Genomic DNA, 25394 nt, shown 5'->3' with positions numbered 1-25394 from the left:
TCTACATATATCTTTTGGTTACCGATACCCTTGCCAAGGTGTAACTTCCACTTTGCCACCTGGTTTAAATTCCACCTGAAATTGAGCCAGTTGTTCTTTCTGTTCTGCATTTCGAGTATTGTCGCCTTGAAATAATTTAGGAATAGGCGTTTGTCGAAAATTTTCAAAAGCGGCTTTGTTTAGCGGTTCGTAATCAGCTATACTTCCATTTTCTTTAACTGCGACTCGATATTTCAAATCTTCTTTGTAAGTTGTATTGCTGCCAGAGTTTTGGCTAAGTGATGCTGATAGTTTTTGATTTAGATTAGAAAGCGTATTTTGATCGTTGATTTGGCTTCCTATATTATCGGATCTGTTTCCATATCCATTCCAGGGGGAAACTTCAAGTACTCCCGTTTTTCTAAAAACTACTCTAAATTGGGCAATTGGTTCGTTAGCGATCGCACCACTCGCAGCAGGGCTGTAAAGAACTTTGGGGAGAGGAGTTTTTTCAACAGCATCATTAGCTGTTTGATTTTCGGCTTTATAACCGACAATCGCACCGTCGGCGGCTGCACCAACTCGATAAACTATGTCAGATTGTAGTCCTTGACGACTACTCCAAGCTTGGTTAATTTGTCTGTATACCTGAGTGTTTAAATTAGTTAATTGCTTTCTATTGGTTATTTCAGGAGCCGAACTAACAAGTTTTTCCAAATCCTGAATTGCTTGAGGTGCATCGGGTGATGTAGTTGGAGTCTGAACTGGGGTTTGTTGAGTTGTATTAGTTTCGGGTTTTGATTCAATTTTTGAATTTTCAGAAGAATTAACAGTTTGAGTCGTAGAGTCTACTTTGTTTTGGGCTGCGGGTTCTTCTGGGAATTTTGGTGCTGGGATTAAATTAAATGCGATGGCAGCAGCAGCTAAACTGGTAAGCCCAACAGTAGCTGGTACTGCTTGTTCGAGTAAAGCGCTATTAACAGCACCATGTTTCCTCGCAACTGGTTGTAACTCTAGCGTCAATTCTGGTAAAGTTTGTGTATCTGCAAAAAATTGATCTACTGCTTCTACCAAGTCGAACAACTGTACTGAATTCAAATCAACTTCAATTGTTTGATTGACGCTAGCAGTATTATTCAAATTCTCTTTAGGGATGTCCGAGCGTACCCTTAATTTGTGAATATTACTGGTAACTTTTTCAATTTGTACTAATTCTGATTCAGAATTATGAGCTTGGGGGTTAGAAATATTGCTCAAAAATTCTTGAGCGTAGGCGCTGACTGCTCTAACTAAGCTTTCAAAAAAATCCCTACCGCCTGCTAAAGTTTGAGTATAGCCAGATAAAGTACATTCTGCATTGACCAAAATAGAAAGTTCCGGGCGCATTTCCTGAAACTGTGCTGTTTTGGAAGCGTCGCTTAATCCTTCTAAAAGTAGCGTGCAATTAGGCAAACTATATTTACGTTGAATATTCATTCTACTTCACCATCAAAAAGACTAATCCAAAAGCGCTGCATTCCGGCTGTTCCCGTACAGAAAAGTAGCTGTGCTAACAAACTTACAGCCAATTCATTTAATTTATCGTCAGAATTTAGTGCCATTAATCCAGAGCGTCTTTTATTCATGCGGCTTCTGAAATGCGCTCTAAATCTTTCTAAATAATTAGAAAGACGCAAATTCTGTTCCAAAGGAATCTGCTTTTCAACCATTTGTTGATTTATCATTAACAACTGTCGGATAACAACCGTTAATCGTCTTGCCAAATAGCAGGAAATAACCACTAAAGCTTTTGCTTCCATAATGGTTAAAGGACGGCGAATATTGGCTCTGCGTAGAGGATTAGTGCTACGCATTCGCCATAAGTTAACTCGATCTTTGATAATTCCCTTCAGATCCAACTCTTGGGCAAAGGCTAGAATTGCTTCGGAACCGCCAAGATCTAAAGCTTCAATTGCAAGTAAAATAAGGTCAATTTGCTGTCTAGTTCTGCGTGGGCATCCCTGCCCCTCTACTGCGGGATCGGGTAGCGTTTCCAGAATCATGGGCAAATCTTGTTCTGCCGGACTATTGAACGGCGTTAAAGGAGCGGAAACATTCATTTATCAGTTCCTTGTAGGGGAAATTCAAAGAAAAATAGGTAAAATTAATTAAACTATGGTAGCCAAATATAAATATGTTGGCAGTCTGGCAGTAATGCAACTGCCTGATATATACATTAATTACTGTTTCATATCCAAGCTTTCCGTATACCTAAAATCGAAGTTTTAAAGCATTTTTAACCCCAAGCGAAGATAGTAGTGCAATTACAACGGCGATTACGATTGTAGATTCCATTAACTGTGGATTAACAATATATTCAAGGAAAAAATAGGACAATTGAAGAAAACCTCTCCACTTTTACGGTTTCTCCACTATAGCCTAAACCTTTGCGGGGTCTTATTTACAGCTAGCGTCAACAATTTGTAGCAATAACCATATAGATGAATCTACTTAAAAGCTATATTCGAGTAGAGTATTAACTCTATAGCAATCTTGTTGTCAATTCAATTATTTTGCCGCTACTTAATCGGTAAAGTCATTTGTAAGAATACTGATTTACTGGTTTTTTACCTCCATCGTAAAAATTACTCGAACGTTATATATTAGACCTCATATTCTAAAAAGAAGTTAAAAATAATTTTAATAAAGGGCTTATTGTCAGTTTTCTCTTGATTCTTAGAAAGACAATATATTAAATCAGCCGCAAACAGCGTTGGTGCAAAATATATAGTAAATTGATGACCGTGCGACAGTAACTTTTCCCGCCACTAACATGGGGGATAAAGATTTAATCACAGTAATAATTGTAGACTTTTCTATATTATGGATTTGAAATCTTTAATTCGCGATATTCCCGATTTCCCTAAACCCGGAATTTTATTTAGAGATATCACTACTTTGCTGCGCGATGCCCAAGGGTTAAGATACACGATTGATTTATTTACGCAAAAATGTATCGACGCTGGCATGACGGCAGATTTTGTAGTAGGCATGGAGTCGCGAGGATTTATCTTTGGGGCACCTTTAGCTTATAAGCTAGAAGCAGGTTTTATTCCCGTCCGTAAAAAAGGTAAATTGCCAGCAGAAATACACGCAATTGAATATGCACTAGAGTATGGTACGGACACTTTAGAAGTTCATCAGGACGCTTTGCAACAAGGTAGCCGAGTCTTAATCGCTGACGATTTGATTGCTACAGGTGGAACTGCGAGTGCAACTGCCGAATTGATTCAAAAAGTTGGCTGTGAATTGGTCGGATTTGCGTTTATTATCGAGCTACAAGAATTACAAGGTCGTCAAAAGTTACCAGATGTACCTATTATTACTCTTGTGGAATATTAGAACAGTTAACAGTTTACAGCGAACAGTTAACAGTTAGGAATAAACGGTTTTAAGCCTCTAACCTCTAACCTCTAACCTCTAACCTTTAACCTTTTAATTCAGGTGCTATGACTGCAACAACATCAAAAAGCTTTTGGGAATCAAGTCGAGATTCTTTTCGGAAGATAGTAACTAGCGAAACATTTCTTTATATTGTCAAACGACTATTACAAGCACTGCTGACAATTTTTTTAGCGTCGGTAGTTTCTTTTATTATTATTCAATTGGCTCCAGGAGATTATTTAGATAATCTACGACAGAACCCCAAGATTTCTCCAGAAAGAATTCTGGAATTGCAAGAACAATTTGGATTGGATAAACCTTGGCACATTCAATATTTTTTATGGCTGTGGCGAATTATTTCCCAAGGAGATTTTGGAACGAGTTTTGTCTATCAGCGTTCGGTAGCTTCTTTGATATGGGAAAGAGTACCTGCAACTTTACTTTTAGCTTTTGCTTCTTTGATTTGTACTTGGGCGATCGCCATTCCTTTGGGTATTTTCGCAGCCGTAAAGCAAAACCGTGCTACTGACAGAATTTTACAGGTCATTAGCTATGCCGGACAAGGTTTTCCCAGCTTTATCACGGCTTTGTTATTGCTGATTTTTGCTCAAATTACCGCTCCTTTGTTTCCCGTTGGAGGCATGACAAGCATTTATCACGCTCAACTTTCGCCTTTGGGGAAAATTATTGATATTCTTTGGCACATGATTTTGCCTACCATTGCTTTGAGCATTACTAGTTTTGCTGGTTTGCAGCGTATCACTCGCGGTGAATTATTAGATGTACTGCGTCAAGATTATATTCAAACAGCGCGCGCTAAAGGATTACCAGAAAACCGCGTTATTTACGTTCATGCTCTGCGTAATGCTATTAACCCGTTAATTACTTTATTAGGCTTTGAATTAGCAGCTTTATTAAGCGGTGCTTTTATTGCAGAATTTTTCTTTAACTGGCCTGGTTTAGGTAGATTGACTCTACAAGCAGTACGTGCCCAAGATTTATACGTACTTATGGCTAGTTTGATCATGGGCGCAGTGCTATTAATCGTTGGTAATTTAGTAGCAGATTTATTACTCAAAGTTGCCGATCCTCGGATTACGCTTGGGAAGTCTTGAGTAATTATTTAGGCAGATGGGGAGAAGAGGCGACAAGGAGAGGGGGGTAGAAAATTATTAACTAATATTTCTAACTTATAACTGCTCACTGCTCACTGTTAACTGTTAACTGCTCACTGTTCTTATGTTGTCAGAAACATATTATTTAATTCGCTCTAAAGCTGATGGTCGTTATTTAGCAGCACGTCCTAATGAAGATGATGCTTCTACTTTCGTGTTGTTATTTCGCGAAAATTTTGATGCTTTGAGCTATCTTAATACTCATGCTGGCGATTTAGCCGATCGTCTTGGTGTAGAGACTATTTCAGGTACTCAGATAAAAACCGTACTTCAAAGATGGAGTTTTAATGGTGTAGGTATTGTAACTGACCCTTTATTACCTACAATTGAATTTTTAGTGCAAAGTTGAATTTGGTAATTGGTATTGCTAATAAGTAATATCAGAAGAACGTAGTATTTTTTTGAAGCGCGATACGCGAACCGTTGCCCTTAGTCTAGCGACTCACTGCGCGAATGGGCTATGGCAATTTTTCTGCGAGTAATACTACATTTTGGTTTTATCTAATTGTTCGAGTAATTCTTGGATTTATTTTGCTGTTTGGCGAGCAGTTAGGAATAAGAAGTTGAGTTTTGAGTGATGAATTGTATTAGTTGCTATATTTTGATTTTGTAAATTTACGTAAATAAAAAGACGTAGTATTACTACGTCTCTACATTTATGATTAATAATATCTAAAGAAAGCAATTAGACCATTGCTTCTTCCAAAATTAATTTAGAACGCTTGAGTCTTTCAGGTACTGGTACAGGATAATCTCCAGTGAAACAAGCCGAACAGAAACTATTAATATCTTGCTTGGTTTCTTCTAACATTCCTTTCCAACTTAAATAGCTCAAACTATCTACTTCCAAATGCTGGGCAATTTCTTTAACTGATTTAGTTGCAGCAATTAGTTGGTCTTGGGTATCAGTATCGATACCATAAAAACAAGGATGAGTAACTGGGGGAGAGGAAATTCGCATATGTACTTCCCTTGCTCCCGCTTCGTACAAGGATTTTACCAACTTACGACTTGTAGTACCCCGCACGATTGAATCATCAATGATTATTACTCTTTTGCCAGATAATACGTCTTTGAGGGGATTTAATTTCATGCGAATACCCGATTCGCGCATTGCTTGGGTAGGCTGTATGAAAGTTCTTCCTACGTAACGATTTTTAATCAATCCTTCGACATAAGGTATACCAGAAACTTCAGAAAAACCAATTGCAGCAGGTATTCCCGAATCTGGAACCCCAAAAACGATGTCAGCATCAACAACAGATTCTTGTGCTAATCTTCGTCCTAATCTCATGCGATAACTGTACAAGCTTTCCTCGTTCATGATGCTATCAGGACGAGCAAAGTAAAACATTTCAAAGATACATAATTTTCTTTCTTGTTTCTGGCTCCACTGAAAGGATGCTAAACCTTCTTCGGTAATCCAAACCAACTCGCCTGGTTCTACGTCTCGTAAGTATTGAGCGCCAATGATATCCAAACCACAGGTTTCCGAAGCTAAAACATAACGTGTCGGACTACCTTCCAAAGTACCAATTACCAAGGGACGAATACCATTCGGATCGCGCACGCCCATTATGCCTTCACTTGTGCCGATAACTAAACTAAAGGCTCCTCTACAACGATTAAAAGCACGAATTGCGCCTTCTAATAACTGGGCACCCTCATTTATTTCTTCACCGATCGCCAAGGCAATCATTTCTGAATCGGTTGTGGTAGTCAAGTTACAGCTTTTCTTGAGCAACTCGTCGCGCAATTGAGTTGTATTGACTAAATTACCATTATGTGCCAAGGCTATCTCACCCAATCGAGTTTCTACCACAGCTGGTTGGGCATTAGCCACATGACTAGAGCCTGTAGTCGAATAACGGGTATGACCAACGCCAACGTTACCAGGTAATTGATCGAGAATAGATTCGTTGAAAACTTGGGACACTAAACCCATGTCTTTGTACAGGTGTACCTGTTTGCCTTCAAAAGTGGCAATCCCAGCGGATTCTTGACCTCTATGCTGGAGGGCGTACAGTCCAAAGTAAGTTAGTCTGGCAACGTCTTGTCCGGGTGCATAAACGCCGAAAACGCCGCAAGCTTCTTCTTGCTTGTCAGGACGTTCGTTTAAATTAATTGGATTGCTATTAATTTGGGCGTATTTATCCGAAGTGACGGCTTTGGTATTTGGGGGAATCATGCTAGCTATGCTCCTGATGATGATGTCAAGGGTTTTCTTAATTTTTTTTTGAAGAAAAACTTTTAAGAATGCCCGTCAAGCCACTGGGATTGTGAAACTGGATAGCTGAAGAAAAATTCGATAAAACTTAATTAATTCTTAACCATCCATTTACCAGAGTACAGTATTTATGCTCACTGAGGCTAATGGCGCACTGTCTGCTATTCGGTTGTTAACTGAGTGTTTAACTGTTTATGAACTGCTAAACGCTTAGTGATTGAGTGATAATAGCGATTGCTTACATTATCTATCGTAACGTTTATTAAAGTTTTATTATCAAGAGTAAATACCCTTAAATCTGCTTGGGAGTTTTTGACTACACCAATTTTTTGCCAATTGCTGCTCAAGTTTTCCTGTAAGTAGGATTCCCAATTTTCTTGCTGGGCTAACGGTACTGAAACAATAATTCTGGCTCCGCTTTCACCAAAAAGTACTTCGTCCCATCTTCGAGCATTGTTCGCTGGTGACTCAAAATGAATATCAGCACCTAGATGACTGTTAATACAGCATTCAGCCAGAGCAACAGTAATTCCACCTTCCGCACAATCATGGGCAGAGCGCACCCAACCTTGACAAATTCCTTCGCGGCAAGATTTTTGTACGCGAAGTTCTAAGTCAAAATCAATTGTTGGCGGTTTTCCGGCAACAGTATCGTGAATGGTAGCCAAATACTCCGATCCTCCTAATGTGATTTCGGATTGAATTGGTAAACCGAGGAGATAAATTATATCTCCTTCCGATTGCCAAGCTTGGGAGCAAATTTTGGTTAAATCGGGAATTAATCCTATCATTCCGACAACGGGAGTAGGATAAATTGGCTGGGGATTACCGTTCGTATCAAAAGTTTCATTGTAGAGAGAGACATTTCCTCCAGTTACCGGAGTCGATAATTTTTGACATCCTTCTGCCAATCCCCGGCAAGCTTCTGATAGCTGCCAATAACCAATCGGTTTCTCAGGACTACCAAAATTAAGATTATCCGTCACTGCTAAAGGTTCGGCACCCACACAGCTTAGATTGCGTGCGGCTTCGGCTACCACAGCTTTAGCGCCTTCATAAGGATCGAGATAAACATACCGAGAATTGCAGTCAACTGTTGCTGCAACTCCTTTTTGGGCATTGGAAAGTTTCTCCCCATCTCCCCCAACAGGGCGTAACCGCACAATTGCCGCATCTGCACCACCGGGTAACATTACGGTATTGTTTTGCACTTGATGGTCGTATTGACGATAAACCCAACTTTTTGAAGCGATGGTGGGAGTATCAAGTAAAGTCAGAATAATATCGTTCCAGGTTTGTAATTTACCTTTTATTTCAATGCCTTCATGAGTGCAAGCGGGTAATTCTTCTGATGTCCATTCCCAAGCTTTACGAGCATATTCTGGAGGTTCAGCTAATAATTCTCGGTTGTAAATTGGGGTATTTTCTGCCAAAGCTGTAGCTGGTATTTCTGCTGCGATTTCTCCTTGATATAGAATTCTTACAATCGGTTCTTCTATGACTTTTCCTGCTACTACTGCATTCAATCCCCAACGTACAAAAATATCAATTAATTCTTGTTCTCTACCTTTTTGAGCAACAAACAGCATTCTCTCTTGAGATTCGCTGAGTAAATATTCGTAGGGAATCATTCCGGTTTCGCGGTTAGGGATTTTATCTAAATCGAATTCCACACCGACACCACCATTTGCAGCCATTTCGGAAGTAGAACAGGTAATACCCGCAGCACCCATATCTTGGGCTGCGACTACTGCACCTGTTTTAAAGGCTTCCAAACAAGCTTCGATTAAAGATTTTTCTAAAAAAGGGTCGCCAACCTGTACCGCAGGACGGTTATCAATGGATTCGTCGGTTAATTCCGCGCTGGCGAAACTTGCACCTCCCATACCGTCGCGCCCGGTAGTAGAGCCGACATAGAGTACCGGATTACCAATCCCAGATGCACCAGATTTGACAATTTCCGACGTTTCCATCAATCCCAAAGCCATGACGTTAACCAAAGGATTGCCAGAGTAAGCGCTGTCAAAGTAGACTTCACCACCAACTGTAGGAACACCAACGCAGTTCCCATAATGGGCAATTCCCGATACCACACCACTAAATAATCTTTGGGTTTTGGCATCTTCCAAATTACCAAAACGCAGTGAATTCAATACAGCAATGGGACGCGCACCCATCGTAAAAATATCTCTAAGAATTCCACCAACTCCCGTCGCCGCCCCTTGAAAAGGTTCCACAGCCGAAGGGTGATTGTGAGATTCGATTTTAAATGCGAGTTGTAAACCATCACCTAAATCTACAACACCAGCATTTTCACCCGGTCCTACAAGAATACGTTTTCCGGTAGTTGGGAACTGTTTTAATAAAGGTCGGGAATTCTTATAACAGCAATGTTCCGACCACATGACGCCAAACATTCCTAATTCGGCTTTATTCGGATGACGACCTAATCTTTTGACGATTTCTTGATATTCTTGGGGTTTTATGCCTTCTTTGGCTATTTCTTCGGTCGAAAATGGAGGTTGGGATGTAGCGGTCATGGGAGGAATTACACGCCTGGACGAACTTTATATTCTAATATTTATTTGTACATTTATTACTTTTGGGAAAAATTAAATTTTTAAATTGAAATTATAGAATATTAAGATAAATACTGTTTTTATATGTCAATTTGTATTAATTAGCACTTTTGTAACTGTGTTAAAGAGGAAAATAATGCTTCTTTTGTAGTTTTTATACTTGTTAGATTGATGTGGTCGAATACTAGTAGTCTACTGCATAAGTTTTGAAGGAAAGCACATTCGTAGTGGGAGCGTCTCGCTCCCTGATAGCAGCTTGTGAAAGCGGAAGAAAAATCAATGCGAATATTCGCCACTAAAGAATAAAATACTTCAAAAAAATTCAATAATTTGCGTAAAAAATCATTCCTCGGACAGTAATCCCATCAGAAGCTAATTGCGAGGGGTTATAGATGAATTTACACAAAAATATTGTCGTTAAGTGTATTAACTGAGGTAAATACATCTTGTACGGTCAATTTGATTACCTCAATTGAAGTTCGGAATATTTGCGATAATGCTTCTTTGGTAGAGTCTGAGGTTCAGACAAATTTGTAATTCGTAATCCGCAATCCAAAAGCCCTCACCCTCGAAGGGTGGGGCTACAGAAACCAAGCCCACCTCCGTGGGCTATGAATTTGAAGCCTGTGAAAACAGGCTTCGTAAATGTAGCGATACCCTATAAGGGTATCGCTTTGATGAATTGCTATTTATCGTTCAATTTCTTAATCGCAGTTTTTGCATACAATCTAACCTTAGAATCCTCATCCAAACTCATTTTTTCCAGATGAGTCAGAGCGCGTAAATCTCCTAATTCTCCCAAAGATGTCGCTACTACCTGTTTTATTCCCAACTGATGCGTTACTTCCTGCTCGCTATTAACAAAGTCAATCAAAATCTCAGCAGCATAAGATTTAAATTCTGTTGATTCTTGTCTTCCTAATACAGAAATAATTTCTTTACTTAGTTCAATATCGTTTGAATAAAGACTTTCTTTTAAATAATCTAAGGCTAAAAAACTATTACTCCAATTCAAAGCACGCACGGCTTCTTGTTTAATAAATAAAGGAGCATTCTTAAACTTTAAAATATCAAATAACGCTTTTATTGCTGCTTCATTTTTCATACATCCCATTGCTAGTATTGCTTGCTGACACACTTCTGAATTAATGTCGTAAAGCAAAGGCTGGAGATGATTGACTAAATCAAATTCTTCTTCAAGATAAGCACGCATTTTTAAAGCAATAACTGCTTCTTTGCGAACGGAACAATCTGTATCTTGTAGAGCTTGAATAAATACAGGAATCAAATGCTTTTGGTGAAAACTACCCAGAGCTTCAATCGCTGTAACTCTTACTTGAGCAACAGAATCATTATCATTCACAATTAAAAGTAAAGGTTCGATAACTTCCAAACATCGAATTTGAGCCAGGGATTTTACTGCTAATAACCGGGATTTTTCTTCCTTAAGTAATTCAATTAATGCTGCTATAGCTGGTTTACCAATGTTCGCGAGTGCCCGAGCAGATGCGATCGCCAATTCTTCTTCTTCTGTCTCTTCGAGCAATTTAACTAGGGATAAAACTATTTGAGGTTCGTTGAATTCTCCCAAGATGCGAAGAGCAAACCAACGAATTTCTAAATCAGCATATTCGTCTTCAAGTATTTCAAGTAAAGGAGCTATTGCTGGCTTGCCGATTTTAGGGAATATCTTTGCTATATCCCATCGGGTTTGAAAATCTCCAGTTTTCATTACCTCCATGACTATTGCAACAGCTTGTTCCAATTCACTATTATCTACAACCTGTGAATCTAAATTTTTCTTCTCTAATAGCTGCTGTAACTGCTGGTTAACAAGTATCCAATTCGCTTCTGATACAGCATCGGCAATTATATCAAGGGTTTTTAGCATTCGCGTATTCAACAATTAAGCGTCAGTTGCAGTACTTCTTCATTTAGCTTGTCATGAATTTCAGCAATTACCAGCAATATATAGAATGCGTAATACTTTTGTGCCAGATAGTTATGCAATAACTAAATATAATTTATGCGTATTATGCATAAATTTAGGGATAAATCCAAAAAAAGTTACACTTGATACAAAAAAATCAATCTATTTATCGATTTAATAAGAACTTAACCAAGTAAAGATTGAAACACTTAAATTAATTTCTTGGGGCTGAAAATATTTGCTTAAGTGTATGACTATGACAGTCCGTGTAATCTTTGCTGTAACTTAACCTTTGATTATTTAAAGTAAACCAATCGTGTCTACTACCCAATCCCAGAAACCGGCAACTCTTAACAAGTTTGAAAAAATCAAAGCGGAAAAAGATGGATTAGATATCAAAGATGAATTAGAGAATTTTGCTCAAATCGGTTGGGAAGCGATGGAGAAATCCGATTTAGAACATCGCCTTAAATGGGTAGGAGTTTTTTATCGTCCCGTAACACCAGGTAAGTTCATGTTGCGGATGCGAACCCCCAATGGTATCTTATCTACCAGCCAGTTACGTGTACTTGCCGAGATTGTGCAGCGTTACGGTGCTGATGGTAGTGCCGATATTACAACTCGTCAAAATATTCAGTTGCGGGGAGTTCGTCTCGAAGACATACCGGATATATTCCGTCGTTTGGATGGCGCTGAAATGACTTCCATGCAATCGGGGATGGATAATGTCCGTAATATTACTGGTTCGCCAGTTGCGGGAATTGATGGTTCGGAACTTGTTGATACCCGCGAATTGGTGCAGAAAGTCCAAGACATGATTACCAACAATGGTAAAGGTAATTATGCATTTACCAATCTTCCTCGAAAATTTAATATTGCTATTGAAGGTGGACGGGATAACTCGGTTCATGCCGAAATCAACGATATTGCTTTTGTTCCAGCTTATAAAAATGAAAAGTTAGGATTCAACGTATTAGTCGGTGGCTTTTTCTCAGCAAGACGCTGTGAAGCTGCGATACCGTTGAATGCTTGGGTACCTCCCAACGATGATGTTGTGGATTTATCTCGAGCAATTTTATCTGTATTTCGCGATCGCGGTTCCCGTGCTAATCGTCAAAAATCTCGTTTAATGTGGTTGATTGATGAATTGGGAATTGATCAATTCCGTTCAATGGTTGAACAAGAATTTGGACGCACTTTAGAAAGTGCAGCCGCAAAAGATGAAATCGATTGGGACAAAAGAGATTGCATCGGTATTAACAAGCAAAAGCAACCTGGCTTGAATTACGTTGGCTTGCACGTTCCTGTGGGGCGGCTTTATGCTCAAGATATGTTCGATTTAGCGCGTTTAGCCGAAGTTTACGGTAGTTGTGAAGTTCGTTTAACTGTCGAGCAGAATGTAATTATTCCGAATATTCTTGATGATAATTTGGAAGATTTCTTTACAGAGCCTTTGCTAGAAAAATTTTCTATTAGTCCCCAACCTTTAGAAAGAGCATTGGTATCTTGTACTGGCGCGCAATTTTGTAACTTTGCACTAGTAGAAACTAAAAATCGAGCTTCAGCTTTAGCAAAACAACTCGATGCAGAATTAGAAATACCAAACCCTGTAAGAATTCATTGGACAGGATGTCCTAATTCCTGCGGACAACCTCAAGTAGCCGATATCGGACTAATGGGCACTAAAGTCCGTAAAGATGGCAAGACGGTGGAAGGGGTGGACTTATATATGGGTGGCAAAGTAGGCAAAGATGCCCAATTAGGAACTTGCGTGCAGAAAGGTATTCCTTGCGACGAACTTAATAATGTCTTAAAACGAATATTGATCGACTCTTTTGCCGCTAAACCAAAGAATAGTTAGTTTTTAATCGCTAATTAATTGGTCAGTCTCATTAGTAATTATGCATAGTAAAAGCGTTTTAATTATTACAGTCTTTTTAACGCTAACAAACATAATTAATTCCAAGCCGACGCAATAAAATAGGCAAAATCGAAAGCTATTTTCGATCTCAAAATTTCCATTTCTCAATTTTTATTCCCATTCCATACCTGTCTGGCAATCAGCTTAAAAGCATTTGTTTTGTCAATGCTAGACCTAAAAGTAAATCTTACTGCGAACTATTAAGAGGATTACAATGCTTGGAGAATTATTATCTTTTCGCGGCAGGTACAAAATCCTGCACATGACTTGGTTTGCTTTCTTTCTTTCATTCTTTGTTTGGTTTAACCTTGCTCCGTTAGCGACACAGGTTAAAGCTGACTTTGGTTTGGAAGTAGGTCAAATCAGAACCTTAGCAATTTGTAACGTTGCTTTGACGGTTCCGGCGCGAATCATTATCGGGATGCTATTAGATAGATTCGGTCCTAGAATTACTTATTCTTTATTGCTTATTTATGCAGCGATTCCCTGTATAGCGTTTGCTAGCGCTCAAAATTTTACGCAGTTAGTAGTTAGTCGTTTGGCATTAAGTATTGTGGGTGCGGGTTTTGTAATTGGTATCCGCATGGTTGCAGAATGGTTCCCTCCTAAAGAGATTGGTTTAGCTGAGGGCATCTATGGAGGTTGGGGTAATTTTGGTTCGGCTGCTGCGGCTTTTACTTTACCTACAATTGGTGCGTTCTTAGCTTTTGGAGCAGGTGGTACTCTTAACTGGAGATTATGTATTGCTGGAAGCGGTATCGTTGCCGCTCTGTATGGAATCCTGTATTTCTTCAATGTAGAGGATCATCCTCCTGGAAAAGTTTACCAAAAGCCTAAGAATGCTAGAGGTTTGGAAGTAACCAGCGTGCGTGATTTCTCGTTCTTGATGTTAATGAACTTGCCTCTAACTGGAATTTTGATGGTTCTAGCTTGGCGCTTGAAGAAGGTTGGTTTATATGGTGACGGAACTCTCTTATTAGTATTGGCAGCATTAGCCGGTTTATATTTATTCCAAGCTTATAACTGTTGGGTTGTAAATAAAGACTTGCTTTCGGGTAAGAAAAAATATCCTGCGAAAGACCGTTACAATTTTTCTCAAGTTGCGATTCTGGAACTAACTTATATCGTTAACTTTGGTTCGGAGTTGGCTGTTGTTTCTATGCTTCCAGCCTTTTTTGAAGGAACATTCAGTTTAAACCCAGCTTTGGCCGGAATGATTGCTTCTAGCTATGCTTTTATGAACTTGGTGTCTCGTCCTGGTGGTGGATTAATTTCGGACAAACTAGGTAGCCGCAGAATAACTATGGCTGTCTTAACTGCTGGTATGGGTGTAGGCTATATGATTTTCGGAACAGTAGGCAGCAGTTGGTGGCTACCACTGGCAATCTTATTAGTTATGGCTTGCTCTTTCTTTGTACAGGCTGGAGAGGGTTCGACATTTGCAATTGTTCCGTTAGTCAAGCGTCGCGTTACCGGTCAAATTGCAGGTAACGTTGGAGCTTATGGAAACGTTGGTGCGGTTGCCTATCTGACTATCTTCAGTTTGTTACCAGAATGGTTAAGCGGTGGTGGAGAACAGACTCCAGCAATTATTGCTCAATCGAATACAGTCTTTTTCCAAATGATGGGTATTGCGGCTTTAATAGTTGCTTTCTTGTGCTGGTTCTTTTTGAAAGAACCTGAAGGTTCCTTTGCGGAACATCATGAAGGAGAAGATGAGTACTCTGAATTAGTGATCGAACCTAATAGAGTAAATTAATCGCGTTTGCACTTTGGTTGACTTCAGGAATCGATAAACGATGGATTATTTATCGGTTCCTTTTTTATTTTTTTAAGTGAGGGAAAATTAAATCGGTGGTTTGAAATTTGTTAACGCCTAGTTCTGCAAATAATAATTGAAGAAGAAATAATCTTTTTGGTTGTAAATATTTTATTAATTATATTAATTTTAAAAACAATTTCCTTTAATGCAATTATTACAGCTAAATGTATAATTCTACTAATATATATCTTTCAAAAATATTAGCTGAAATATTCTTTTAACATTTAGTAACCCCTAAATAAAATATGTCTGACTCATTTAAAACACTTTGTCCTTATTGTGGAGTTGGGTGCGGTTTAGAAGTCTCTCCTCCCGCAAGTTCGGGGCGTGCAACTCATCGAGATAGTCAAGGTAATCCCATTTGGAAAGTAGTTGGTGATAAAAGTCATCCTTCATCAAAAGGCATGGTTTGCGTTAAGGGAGCTACCGTTACAGAGTCTCTCGATAAAAATCGCCTCAAATATCCAATGATGCGAGATGCTTTGTCAGAATCTTTCCAACAAGTAAGTTGGGATGAAGCTTTTAATAAAATCGTTGAACGCATTCAAAATATTCGCCAAAGTCGCGGTGATTCAAATACTATCTGTATGTATGGTTCCGGTCAGTTTCAAACCGAGGACTATTATATTGCCCAAAAGCTAATCAAAGGCTGTTTGGGAACTAATAATTTTGATGCTAATTCCCGCTTGTGTATGTCTTCAGCAGTTGCAGGCTATATGCAAAGCTTTGGTGCTGATGGACCACCTTGCTGTTATGAAGATTTAGAATTAACCGATTGTGCCTTTTTAATTGGCACCAATACCGCTGAATGCCACCCGATTGTTTTTAACCGTTTGCGAAAGCATCACAAACGAAATCGCAACGTCAAAATGATAGTTGTAGATCCGCGATGCACTAAAACAGCAGAAGTTGCAGATTTACATTTAGCAATTAACCCCGGTACAGATATTGACTTACTTAACGGTATTGCTCATTTATTAATGCGCTGGGGTGCCTTTGATAGCTTATTTATTGATGAATGTACTCAAGGATTTTCTAGTTATGCCGGAGTGATTCACCATTATCCGCCAGAAATAGTTTCGCAAAAATGCGGTATTGAAATCGATGCACTCGAACAAGCTGCCCGTTACTGGGCTGACTCTAAAAAAGTGCTGTCTTTATGGTCGATGGGCATAAATCAATCTTCTGAAGGCACTGCCAAAGTACGTACATTAATCAACCTGCATTTGATGACGGGAAATATTTGCAAACCAGGTGCTGGCCCATTTTCCCTTACCGGACAACCTAATGCAATGGGTGGTAGAGAAGCTGGAGGCTTAGCTCATATTCTTCCCGGATATCGTTCCGTCAAAAATGCCCAACATCGAGCCGAAGTAGAGCAAGTTTGGGATTTGAATCCTGGGCAGATTTCTCGTTTTCCCGGTCGCGATGCATGGAGTATGATAACTGGACTGGAAACTGGTGATGTTGATTTATTATGGATTGCAGCAACTAACCCAGCAGTAAGTATGCCAGATTTGCAGCGAACTAAAGCTGCTTTACTTAAATCTCCCTTCACGATTTATCAAGACGCTTATTATCCCACTGAAACTTCTGCTTACGCTCACCTTTTATTGCCCGCAGCCCAATGGGGTGAAAAAACTGGAACCATGACCAACTCAGAACGAGTTGTTACTTTGTGTCCAAAATTTAGAGAACCACCAGGTGTTGCCAAAGCTGATTGGGAAATATTCGCCGAAGTAGCTCGTCGTCTTGGTTTTGCGGATAAATTTGCTTTTGACGATTCAGCCGCAGTTCATGCCGAATTTGTTGAATTAACTCGCGATCGCCCTTGCGATATGGGAGAAATCAGTCACGAAAATTTAGCAAGTATTGGTCCAATGCAATGGTACGACACTCAAAAAGCAGAGATAGAAATAGAGGAAAATGATTCCGGCTTCTTCTCGTCGTTATTAAAAAATTTCACTAAACAAGAACCACTCCAAGGAAAGCGTCTTTATACAGATTTACGCTTTCATACCGCAGATGGAAGAGCAAAATTTGCGGCTTATCATTCTCGCGGACTAGCAGAACCACCGTGCCAAGAGTATCCTTTTATTCTTACCGTTGGAAGATTATACGGTCATTGGCATACCCAAACCCGCACTGGGAGAATTGAGAAAATCGTCAAAATGCATCCTCATCCCTTTATCGAAATTCATCCCCGCGATGCGGTCAAATTAAACATTACAGAAGGAGATTGGGTAGAAATAAAATCTCGTCGGGGAACAGCTAAATTTAGTGCAAAAGTAACTAAAGCGATAGCACCCAAAACAGTTTTTATTCCGATGCACTGGGGCGCTTTGTGGGCAACGGAAGCCGAAGCAAACAGCCTTACCCATCCTTTATCTTGTCCAATATCTTTAGAACCAGAACTCAAAGCTTGTGCGGTGCAACTTGTTAAAGTTAGCGCTCTCCCACAGGCTTCCAGAGACTTGCCTCACCAGGAACAGTTACAGCATTCTGAGTTGATTCCGGTGTCAACCTCAAACCATAAGTAATCGGAATTATACCCAAGACAAACGAACCAAATACTACTAAAAAAATCATGCGAATATTATGCTGGCGATATCCGATAAGTACGCCATTATTTTCTATGTCAGTCCTTAAATGTTTGATATTCATTTAAAAAATCTTTTCTAAGATAGATAATTCAGCAATTTCATTTTAGAAAAGATTTGAAAAATGTAGTGAATGTAACTGTTTATTTTTACAAAAAGTAACCAGAGTTACAGAATTGTGTAAAAACTAGTCTCATAAACACTCTTTACCATATCGAAAGTAAGATGCTTTAAAAATGGTAAATTCAAATATATGCTCATGCGTTGACTATGACCCAAACACTACCCAAGCAAATAACTCATCGTTAATTTATTAAACGGTTTTCAAGCGACGGTAAAAGATACGAACTGCATAAAACTGCTCAACAAATTTTGAATTCGGCTACGTCATAACCTAATGAGCGACTTTTTCCAATTCGAGGCTGATTTCGTTGATAGCTTGCGCTGCATCCCCATGCAGGTACGCTTCAAACTCGACAACTGCGGAGTCAAACTGAAACTATCTCACTGGCATCAATTTACCGAACCAGAACGTCAAACCTTAGTTGAAATGCCATGTACGAGTAAAGAAGAATGTCAGAAGTATCGAGAATTCTTGCAACATTTAATTGTTGAAAAAACCGGAACTCCCGCAAAAGAACTTCCTATAGAAGAAAATCCTGCTTGGATGAACGAGGAAGAGATTCCTCAAGCAACACAAACAAAAGCAGCAGAATCCAGCGTTAATATTACAGTTAAAGAATGGAAAAAATTGACACCATTACAGCGTTTTGCATTGATAAAATTGAGTCGTCCCAGTCATGAGAATAAGAACTTTTATCCAGCAGTTGAAGAATTTGGATTAGTTTAAATAGCTCAAAGGTCATTAAAATTTTAGATTTTGAATTAGGATTGAGGAATTTAAAAATCTACCCCCTCTCCCTCTCTACCCCCTCTACCCCCTCTAACCTTTGTCTCCCCATCTCCCTACCTCCCTATCTCCCAATTCCTCCATCGCTACTTTAATACTCGCAGGTGGTAAAAGTTCTCGTATGGGAATAGATAAAGCACTTCTACTCTACAAAGGCAAACCGATGTTGCAACGGGTTTATCAAGTTGCTGCTGAATGTACCCAAAAAGTTTACATTTTGACTCCTTGGGTTGAACGCTATCAAAATATTTTGCCGTCAAATTGTAATTATCTAATTGAAACGCAACCGGGGAAAGGACCAGTAAATGGTTTATCCGAGGGGTTGGAACAAATTTCTGCTGATTGGATACTATTACTTGCTTGCGATTTACCTTTATTAGATGTAGAAATTATTCAAAGCTGGATAAATAAACTTTCACAAATACCAGCTTCAACATTGGCTTTAGTCCCTCGACGTGCGGATATTTGGGAACCGATGTGTGGGTGTTATCGTAAAGAGGTGAAAATTGAATTAGATAGTTTTTTGAAATCTGGAAAGCGTTCGTTTCAAAAATTGCTTTCAGGGATTGAAGTTGAAGCTTTAGAAGTTGATGAAAAAATTGATTTGATGTTGTTGAATTGTAATTATCCGGGGGATTTGAAATAATAATAGCCCTCAGACTACAAGTCTGGGGCTACATAAACAAAGTCTGCCTGTGCAGACTAAAAAGAAGTACAATATTTTTAATTAATTCAGATTATAAATATTTTAAGTCGATAATTCCAGAGTTTCCAATAGTCAATCAAGCTTGTTCTATTGAATTCAAATATTTCAGCTTCTCTATCTGGTAAAGCTACAACGATTAAAGTGCGGCGAATTTTACAACTAAAAATATTTTCATCTACCACGTCTTTTGAAGAAGATGCAAATTCCTGGAAATTAAAATGGGAACGTAATTTTAATGAACTCTCTGAGAAATTAAGAATTATGTTAGTGAAACATCGCAATATTGGACATGATTGGCAGTTCAATAAAAAACAAGAAGAATTATTATATGAATACTACTTCGCGAATGAATTACTCATAAACTGTTTGAATAGCGATTCTGATATAACCCTTAAATTCCGCTCTTACATCGAAGACACTTTACTCTTAGCTATCGCTGAAATTGAACAATGCAAAGTAACAGATTAAACAGAATCTATCTCAAACACTATATAAAAAACAGTTTATATTTCAATTAATCGTCGGGATTATGCGACGTTCTACTTTTGCATAATATGTTAATATACGTTGAATATATTCTCGATATTTTTATACTTTTCCATTGACTTTAGTAACCACTTTCAATTTAAATTTAATTTAGAGAAAGTTAATTAAAATCTGTTCTTAATTTTCAACCAATGAATAATTCATCTTTAATACTTCCTCCAAACTGGCAGGATTGGATAACTGTATTTAGCTATGTAGGTTTTACCGTATTTGTTCTCGCTTGTATACTTGTGGCACAAAATAAATAAAATCTCATCGAAAAAAACTCATTTTTAACAATAAAATGAGCTATCTATTTCTCTATTTATCATCTGTGCGTCCTCTGCGTCTCTGCAGTTTAATTTATTTAGAAATCGCTATCAAACAGATAACATCAACTACTTCTTAAAATATTTACAAATCAAATTACCAACACCATCTTCCTTAAACCTTACTAGTTTTCCATCATTTTTAATTTTGTATTCGCTACGACAGTTATAAATTTCTGTAGGTTGTTTTTTGCCATCAATACTAATAGTCGTTCTGTAATTCCAATATCTCTTAGCACTACGCTTAATATTAAGAACGCACACTTCTTGTCCATTATAATCCTTGCAGGTTATTGCAGCATTCGCGGGGAAAGCGAATGAAAATATAATACTTAGAGAAACCAGCACTAAAGCAATTAATTTCATAAATGCGGAATTTGATATTTTATGTAAGTGGCTAGAAATTCAGATAACCCTTTCTTAACCACACTACGATAAAAGTAAATCTATTACAAACGACACAGAAATATAAATATTATCCCGCACTCGCTAAAGTCGAACTGTCATAGTTTTCAACCAAATCGGCGGCATCATTATAAATTGCGATAGCTTTAGAAAGCCGAGAATCATCAAAACCACCGCTACGTACTGCAATTACTTTGACTCCGGCTTTGTTTGCAGCTTCAATATCGTATGGAGTATCCCCTATCATCACGATTTCTTCAGGCTGCATATCAAACTTTTTCAAAGCAGCTTCTACAATATCCGGTGCTGGCTTTGAATTTTCGGCATCGTCAGAACTTGTAGCGTCATCTTGACTGAGAATATCGTCTACTTTGGCAATCTTGAGTAAAGCTGAGAGTTCTTTATCGCTTGCTGAAGTTGCAATTATAATACGTTTACCTTCTTCCTTCAACTTCAAAACCATATCCCTTGCACCATTTGCAGGAGAAACATTCGGAATATATTTATCAAGAACTATTTCCTTACGGTAACTACTAATTTCTTTACCTGTGCCTTCTTCATCAGAAAGTCCCGGCGCAAATTTAGGAATTATATAATCCCCACCCATTCCCATTAAAGGTCTTACTTCCTCAAATTTGACTTCATAACCGTATTTCGCAAACGCTTCTACCCAAGCATTAGCATGAGCATCGTTACTGAGAACAAGAGTTCCATCTACATCTAAAATTACGCCTTTAAATGCCATTTTTTTGGTATTAAATTATAAACTGCAAATAATTTTCATCAATAATTTAACAGTTATATATTTTTACTAAACTGCTCTCAAGGCATATTTATGAATATAAATAAATCATTCTTAGTACACATTTATCCTGTTTAAATTAATGATTAGCAAATACTAAATATTAAATTAAACCTTCTTGTGATTGAAATATATTTTAGTGAATAAAAGAAATAATATATTTGTAAACATTAGAAATAAAGGCGGGTACGGGGATTGAACCCGTTCATCCCCACAATGGTGGAGATTTTATCCAGTAATCCTAAATTCATCGTCCCCAGATAGGCAAGTTGCGAACAAGGAAAACCCGCCGTGATTGAGAGAAGGAGAGAAATTTTTAATTCTATCTCCCCATCTCATATTTAATTATTTAATCAATTAGAAACCACCCTTAGCCAACATCTGAATCAAACGCGGCGCACCTGGGTCAAATCCGCCAATGTCCCAGGAAAAAGGGTCTTTGGGGTCTACCAAAGTAATCCGGTAAGGTGCCAGAGTGACGTAGACAGCTTTGGCATTGGGATTTACTCTTTCGCGATATCTTGCCAAAGCTTGCGATGGATGACTTCTACCAGCCCAGCTTTCTGAGTCAGTCCAAAAACAAATTACGTCGGCTTTGAAGTTGTTTTTAATCATCCATTCATAAGCAACTGAAGCATCAGTTCCGCCAAAGTTTTGACTGCTAGCTTTGGCGATCGCCGAACTAAAACTATCTTTAGCAGTAATTCCCAAGTTGCGGAAGTCTGTAGCAAACCCGCGAATCATGTAGTTTTTCTCAGCTTTTGCGGTAACCAGCGCCATCGTTGTGGCAATTTCACAGCAGGTAAGTCCAATAGAACTCACACTGGTGTAAGACATGGAACCAGAAATATCAACAGCGTGCATGAACACTTTACCTGTGGGTTCGACCACATCAAAAGACAGTTCTACCGCTTTTTCCAAAATGTCTACAATACGGCTAACTGGATTCCAAGTTTTTTTACTGCGTCCTAATTTACCTCCCGACTGATAGGTTTTGAGGGCTTTCAAAACATCAATGGGATGAATACGTCCTTTACGCAAATGTTCTTTACTATTTAAAACAGCTTCAACTCTATCGAGGCTTGCAGGTTCATCGATTCGTAATACATCTAATTCAGTTAGCGAACCTAGGTTACGCAACATTGCACCAATTGGCATTTCATTGAATAACAATTGCCAAGCTTGCTTATCCATTTTGGCTACTGGTGCAGTCATTTCATGGGTTAAGCGTCCTTTAGTAATTGCTTCAGTAGCTCTATCTGGATTGCGCTTCAACCATTCATACCACCAAATTTGTGCCAAAGCTTCACTGGGAATATTCGTTGGTAATTCTTCCCAACCTTTGACTACCCAATGAAACAATAATTCATGGTCGGGAGTTGGTGGTTTAACGTGAAACAACCTCAAAGCATCGCGGTTTGTAAAATCATGACGTTGCTGATATTTCAACAATTGATAAGCCAAACCTTTAGCATCGGGGCGAGATAACCAAGTTTTACCGGCTTCCCGCACAACTTTACCAAAACCTCGCAGCGACTTTGTATAGCTCAACCATTCATAAAAATGACTTCCAGTACGGACAACTTTCGGAAAGATTTCTGTAAAAGCAGCTTTAGCTTCAGGTGTTTCACCCATAGAAAGCAACACTAAAGCAAAAATAGGAGCGCTGTTGTTGATGGCACGTCCATCGCTAGCATAAAGAATTTCTTCAGCAACGCGACTGGGATTTTTAGCAATAGCTTCTTGCACGGTTGAGACAAAATCTTCTGTTAATTCACGCTTCCCAGCATAATAAGTACTTTTTGCGGTACCAATCAGCAAACAGCGGCGCAGCATTTGCCATATACCAGCATCAAACATATAACCACCGCTACGTCCCCGAATCATTTCTGCTTCTCTGCCAGGGATGGGTTGATTTTGTGGCGTTTTTTGATTTTTTTGAGTAAAAAATTTATAGTTCATTATTTTAACTCCCAGCCCTTACGGACAAAATGGAAGGTGGTAGAGCGGGATTTGCACCCGCGACCTCTCGCTTGACAGGCGGTAATCTTTATTCGTCGTCCCCGATAGGGCAAGTTTTGAACAAAGATGTTTAAGCGCTCTAACTCCTGAGCTACCTACCACATAGATGTATTTGTTTCGGTTTTTTGGTGGCGAGGCAGGACTTGAACCTGCGACGCACGGATTAAGACGATAAACCTAATTCTCCGTCCCCGAAGGGTAAGTTTGTGAAAAAGGATATACTTCCGTCGCTCTATCCAACTGAGCTACTCGCCACATGAATATTGATGTTTTGATTTTTTTTTGATGTAGGGGGTAGGAGTCGAACCTACGAACAGATACCTCTGAAAATTAATTTTCAGATAGCTCTATTGTCAAAAATTACGATAACCCTTAATATTCGTCCCTTAAGCGGGCAAGTTGTTAATCAAGGAATAAAAGTTGCTGCCTTAAACCACTCGGCCACCCCTACCTCAAAAGTTATAACTCATGAATTAAATTTAATTGGAGCAGGGAGCGGGATTTGCACCCGCGTCTCCGGCGTGGAAGGCGATAACCCTAAATTCTTCGTCCCCTATGGGGCTAGTTGTGAATAAGGATATTTACGGCGTTCTAGGCTACTAAACTATCCCTGCTTAAATATTTGAAATTTTGAGTTTTTTGTGTAATTAGACAGCAGAAACAATTTTCTGTGTTTCTCGCTCTGTATTACTAATGTAGTATATGTATTATAGAGTGTCAAGAGATTAAAAAATTATTCTTTTAGGTAGTGCTGCTGTTAGATTGGATTAAATTTGAAAGGTTTTACAGCAGCCTACTGGAGAATTAGAAATAAGTAGTGGGATTGGATAAACCCTATCAAAGCTAGTAAACAGACCACTAACTCTTCGATCTCAAATATCACCAAACGATAACATTTGATTTAATGCTGGTATTGCTGGTCACAATATTTGCTCATTTTGCCTGAATGTAATACTCATGACTATTTTTGCCTTTATATGTCTAAAATCACAGAAATATAGTCTTGTTTGAGGATTTGCTGGCGAATCTACAATAATCTCCAACTGTAGATAAATTGATTATTTCCAAAAAATTTTCCAGCAAATCTACAAACAATACAAATATTTGTCCCAATTTTTGCCAAGATAATAATATTTCCTAAAATAAATCACTTAGCAATAAAATTAGGCATGAGTGAAAAAACACTAGAAACCTCGGGCAAAGGTTTTTTGCTTCTACTTTTGCCACTTTCGTTTTTAATTATCTTCCTAGTCTCAGCTTGGCGAGTCTTGCTGGGATTTTTTGCCGTACTTATTGGGTTTAATTTGTGGCGAACCTATAGATGGCAGCAATGGTGTAGTAAGGTAAACCCGGTTTTCCAAAAGCTAATTGGAGAAAACCAAGGTCGAATTACCCCTATGGATTTAGCTTTGCAAGGTAATTTCAATGGAGGCAAGGCAAAGCGATATTTAGATGCTAAAGCTTCTGAATTTGGCGCGAGTATTGCTGATTCGGATGATGGCAATAAAGTCTACTATTTTATGACTGCTAATACTTTAGGCAGCATCCTTGATAGTAGCGAACCGGAAATAGACTTTAGTAAGCAGCCGACTGCGACTTTAAACAAAGAACTACTTGAAACTGTTCCCGTAAAAGTTGAGGGAGAGCCAGTTGTTGAATTAGCAACTGTGGAAGAATTGCCAGAAGAAACTGTAGAACACGCAGAGCATGTCAACAAGCCTCTGGAGAAACAACTGTTCTTGGGTTCTTTGATTCAATCCGAGCTTGCTAAACGTTTAGGAGTTTATTCCAGCACGGTGTTCAAGCGTAGAGACGATCCACAATTTCCAGAATGGAGTCGAAATAAAGATCCAGATGGAATTGCTTGGACTTTTTCTCCAGATACTAAGGAGTTTTTTCCAGTGGAAGACGAAAGCAAAGTATCAAGTTAGCATAAGTTAATTTTCAATTCTTTGGGTGCATATTTTGTAGCAGTTCTTAATTGAGTAACAACAGATGCACCCTTTGATTTGTCTCAAAAGGGAATGGCAGAGCAACTA

18 protein-coding genes and 3 tRNA genes are annotated in these 25394 nt (G+C 38.7%); 10 read left to right on the top strand and 11 right to left on the bottom strand.

The genetic code is table 11. From position 1 onward, the window contains the following. Positions 1 to 18: 18 nt before the first annotated feature. Together RIV7116_RS02700 and RIV7116_RS02695 are read right to left on the bottom strand one after the other, a co-directional pair. Complete coding sequence (locus tag RIV7116_RS02700) at positions 19 to 1455, bottom strand: DUF4335 domain-containing protein (RefSeq protein WP_015116730.1); 1437 nt, start codon at positions 1453 to 1455, stop codon at positions 19 to 21. Next, positions 1452 to 2078, bottom strand: coding sequence for a DUF3038 domain-containing protein (locus tag RIV7116_RS02695; RefSeq protein ID WP_015116729.1), 627 nt, complete (start codon positions 2076 to 2078; stop codon positions 1452 to 1454). Before RIV7116_RS02695 ends, RIV7116_RS02700 begins: the two co-directional genes overlap by 4 nt. Before the next feature lie 763 nt (positions 2079 to 2841). On the opposite strand from RIV7116_RS02695, the gene RIV7116_RS02690 reads away from it, so the two are divergent. From RIV7116_RS02690 to RIV7116_RS02680, 3 genes are all read left to right on the top strand, one after another. Beyond that, complete coding sequence (locus RIV7116_RS02690) at positions 2842 to 3360, top strand: adenine phosphoribosyltransferase (RefSeq protein WP_015116728.1); 519 nt, start codon at positions 2842 to 2844, stop codon at positions 3358 to 3360. Between the two features lie 107 nt (positions 3361 to 3467). Next, complete coding sequence (locus RIV7116_RS02685) at positions 3468 to 4517, top strand: ABC transporter permease (protein WP_015116727.1); 1050 nt, start codon at positions 3468 to 3470, stop codon at positions 4515 to 4517. 124 nt (positions 4518 to 4641) lie between these two features. Next, complete coding sequence (locus tag RIV7116_RS02680) at positions 4642 to 4926, top strand: hypothetical protein (RefSeq protein WP_015116726.1); 285 nt, start codon at positions 4642 to 4644, stop codon at positions 4924 to 4926. A 336-nt stretch (positions 4927 to 5262) separates the two neighbouring features. Here the strand turns inward: RIV7116_RS02680 and purF are convergent, their stop codons facing one another. From purF to RIV7116_RS02665, 3 genes are all read right to left on the bottom strand, one after another. Continuing rightward, positions 5263 to 6765: an amidophosphoribosyltransferase gene (gene purF, locus RIV7116_RS02675; protein ID WP_015116725.1), complete on the bottom strand. Its 1503-nt coding sequence runs from the start codon at positions 6763 to 6765 to the stop codon at positions 5263 to 5265. A gap of 200 nt (positions 6766 to 6965) precedes the next feature. Further along, entirely contained in the window at positions 6966 to 9344 is a 2379-nt protein-coding gene (purL, locus tag RIV7116_RS02670) for a phosphoribosylformylglycinamidine synthase subunit PurL (RefSeq protein ID WP_015116724.1), read from the bottom strand. A gap of 724 nt (positions 9345 to 10068) precedes the next feature. Continuing rightward, positions 10069 to 11274 (bottom strand): HEAT repeat domain-containing protein, encoded by a 1206-nt coding sequence (locus tag RIV7116_RS02665; RefSeq protein WP_015116723.1) that lies wholly within the window; start codon positions 11272 to 11274, stop codon positions 10069 to 10071. 355 nt (positions 11275 to 11629) lie between these two features. On the opposite strand from RIV7116_RS02665, the gene RIV7116_RS02660 reads away from it, so the two are divergent. The 6 genes from RIV7116_RS02660 (at position 11630) to RIV7116_RS02635 (ending at position 19740) form a co-directional block, all read left to right on the top strand. Continuing rightward, positions 11630 to 13174: a ferredoxin--nitrite reductase gene (locus RIV7116_RS02660; RefSeq protein ID WP_015116722.1), complete on the top strand. Its 1545-nt coding sequence runs from the start codon at positions 11630 to 11632 to the stop codon at positions 13172 to 13174. 274 nt (positions 13175 to 13448) lie between these two features. Then, positions 13449 to 14993 carry an MFS transporter gene (locus RIV7116_RS02655; RefSeq protein ID WP_015116721.1) on the top strand — a complete coding sequence of 515 codons (1545 nt, stop codon included), beginning with the start codon at positions 13449 to 13451 and terminating at the stop codon, positions 14991 to 14993. A gap of 308 nt (positions 14994 to 15301) precedes the next feature. Further along, the gene (locus RIV7116_RS02650) at positions 15302 to 17596 is read left to right on the top strand and encodes a molybdopterin oxidoreductase family protein (RefSeq protein ID WP_015116720.1); all 2295 of its coding nucleotides are present in this window, start codon (positions 15302 to 15304) and stop codon (positions 17594 to 17596) included. A 457-nt stretch (positions 17597 to 18053) separates the two neighbouring features. Continuing rightward, positions 18054 to 18506 carry a nitrate reductase associated protein gene (locus tag RIV7116_RS02645; protein WP_015116718.1) on the top strand — a complete coding sequence of 151 codons (453 nt, stop codon included), beginning with the start codon at positions 18054 to 18056 and terminating at the stop codon, positions 18504 to 18506. A gap of 100 nt (positions 18507 to 18606) precedes the next feature. Then, positions 18607 to 19212 (top strand): molybdenum cofactor guanylyltransferase, encoded by a 606-nt coding sequence (locus RIV7116_RS02640; RefSeq protein WP_198287571.1) that lies wholly within the window; start codon positions 18607 to 18609, stop codon positions 19210 to 19212. Positions 19213 to 19362: 150 nt separating this feature from the next. Beyond that, positions 19363 to 19740, top strand: coding sequence for a hypothetical protein (locus RIV7116_RS02635; RefSeq protein WP_044290731.1), 378 nt, complete (start codon positions 19363 to 19365; stop codon positions 19738 to 19740). Between the two features lie 455 nt (positions 19741 to 20195). Here the strand turns inward: RIV7116_RS02635 and RIV7116_RS02630 are convergent, their stop codons facing one another. From RIV7116_RS02630 to RIV7116_RS35645, 6 genes are all read right to left on the bottom strand, one after another. After that, a complete protein-coding gene (locus tag RIV7116_RS02630; RefSeq protein ID WP_015116716.1) occupies positions 20196 to 20492 on the bottom strand; it encodes a hypothetical protein in 297 nt (98 codons plus the stop codon). Between the two features lie 109 nt (positions 20493 to 20601). Beyond that, positions 20602 to 21276: an HAD family hydrolase gene (locus RIV7116_RS02625; RefSeq protein WP_015116715.1), complete on the bottom strand. Its 675-nt coding sequence runs from the start codon at positions 21274 to 21276 to the stop codon at positions 20602 to 20604. A gap of 414 nt (positions 21277 to 21690) precedes the next feature. Then, on the bottom strand, positions 21691 to 23295 hold the full coding sequence (locus RIV7116_RS02620) for a TROVE domain-containing protein (RefSeq protein ID WP_015116714.1): 1605 nt from the start codon (positions 23293 to 23295) through the stop codon (positions 21691 to 21693). Between the two features lie 36 nt (positions 23296 to 23331). Next, positions 23332 to 23456 (bottom strand) — tRNA-OTHER (locus RIV7116_RS35655). 25 nt (positions 23457 to 23481) lie between these two features. Then, positions 23482 to 23609 (bottom strand) — tRNA-OTHER (locus tag RIV7116_RS35650). A 230-nt stretch (positions 23610 to 23839) separates the two neighbouring features. After that, positions 23840 to 23969: transfer RNA gene (locus RIV7116_RS35645), tRNA-OTHER, on the bottom strand. A gap of 555 nt (positions 23970 to 24524) precedes the next feature. On the opposite strand from RIV7116_RS35645, the gene RIV7116_RS02615 reads away from it, so the two are divergent. After that, positions 24525 to 25286: a hypothetical protein gene (locus RIV7116_RS02615; RefSeq protein WP_015116713.1), complete on the top strand. Its 762-nt coding sequence runs from the start codon at positions 24525 to 24527 to the stop codon at positions 25284 to 25286. The last annotated feature ends 108 nt before the right edge of the window (positions 25287 to 25394 follow it).

It is taken from the genome of Rivularia sp. PCC 7116 (assembly GCF_000316665.1).
Classification (GTDB): domain Bacteria; phylum Cyanobacteriota; class Cyanobacteriia; order Cyanobacteriales; family Nostocaceae; genus Rivularia.
Note: the sequence above shows the minus strand (reverse complement) of the source record. Positions and strands in the feature narration are given on the sequence as shown.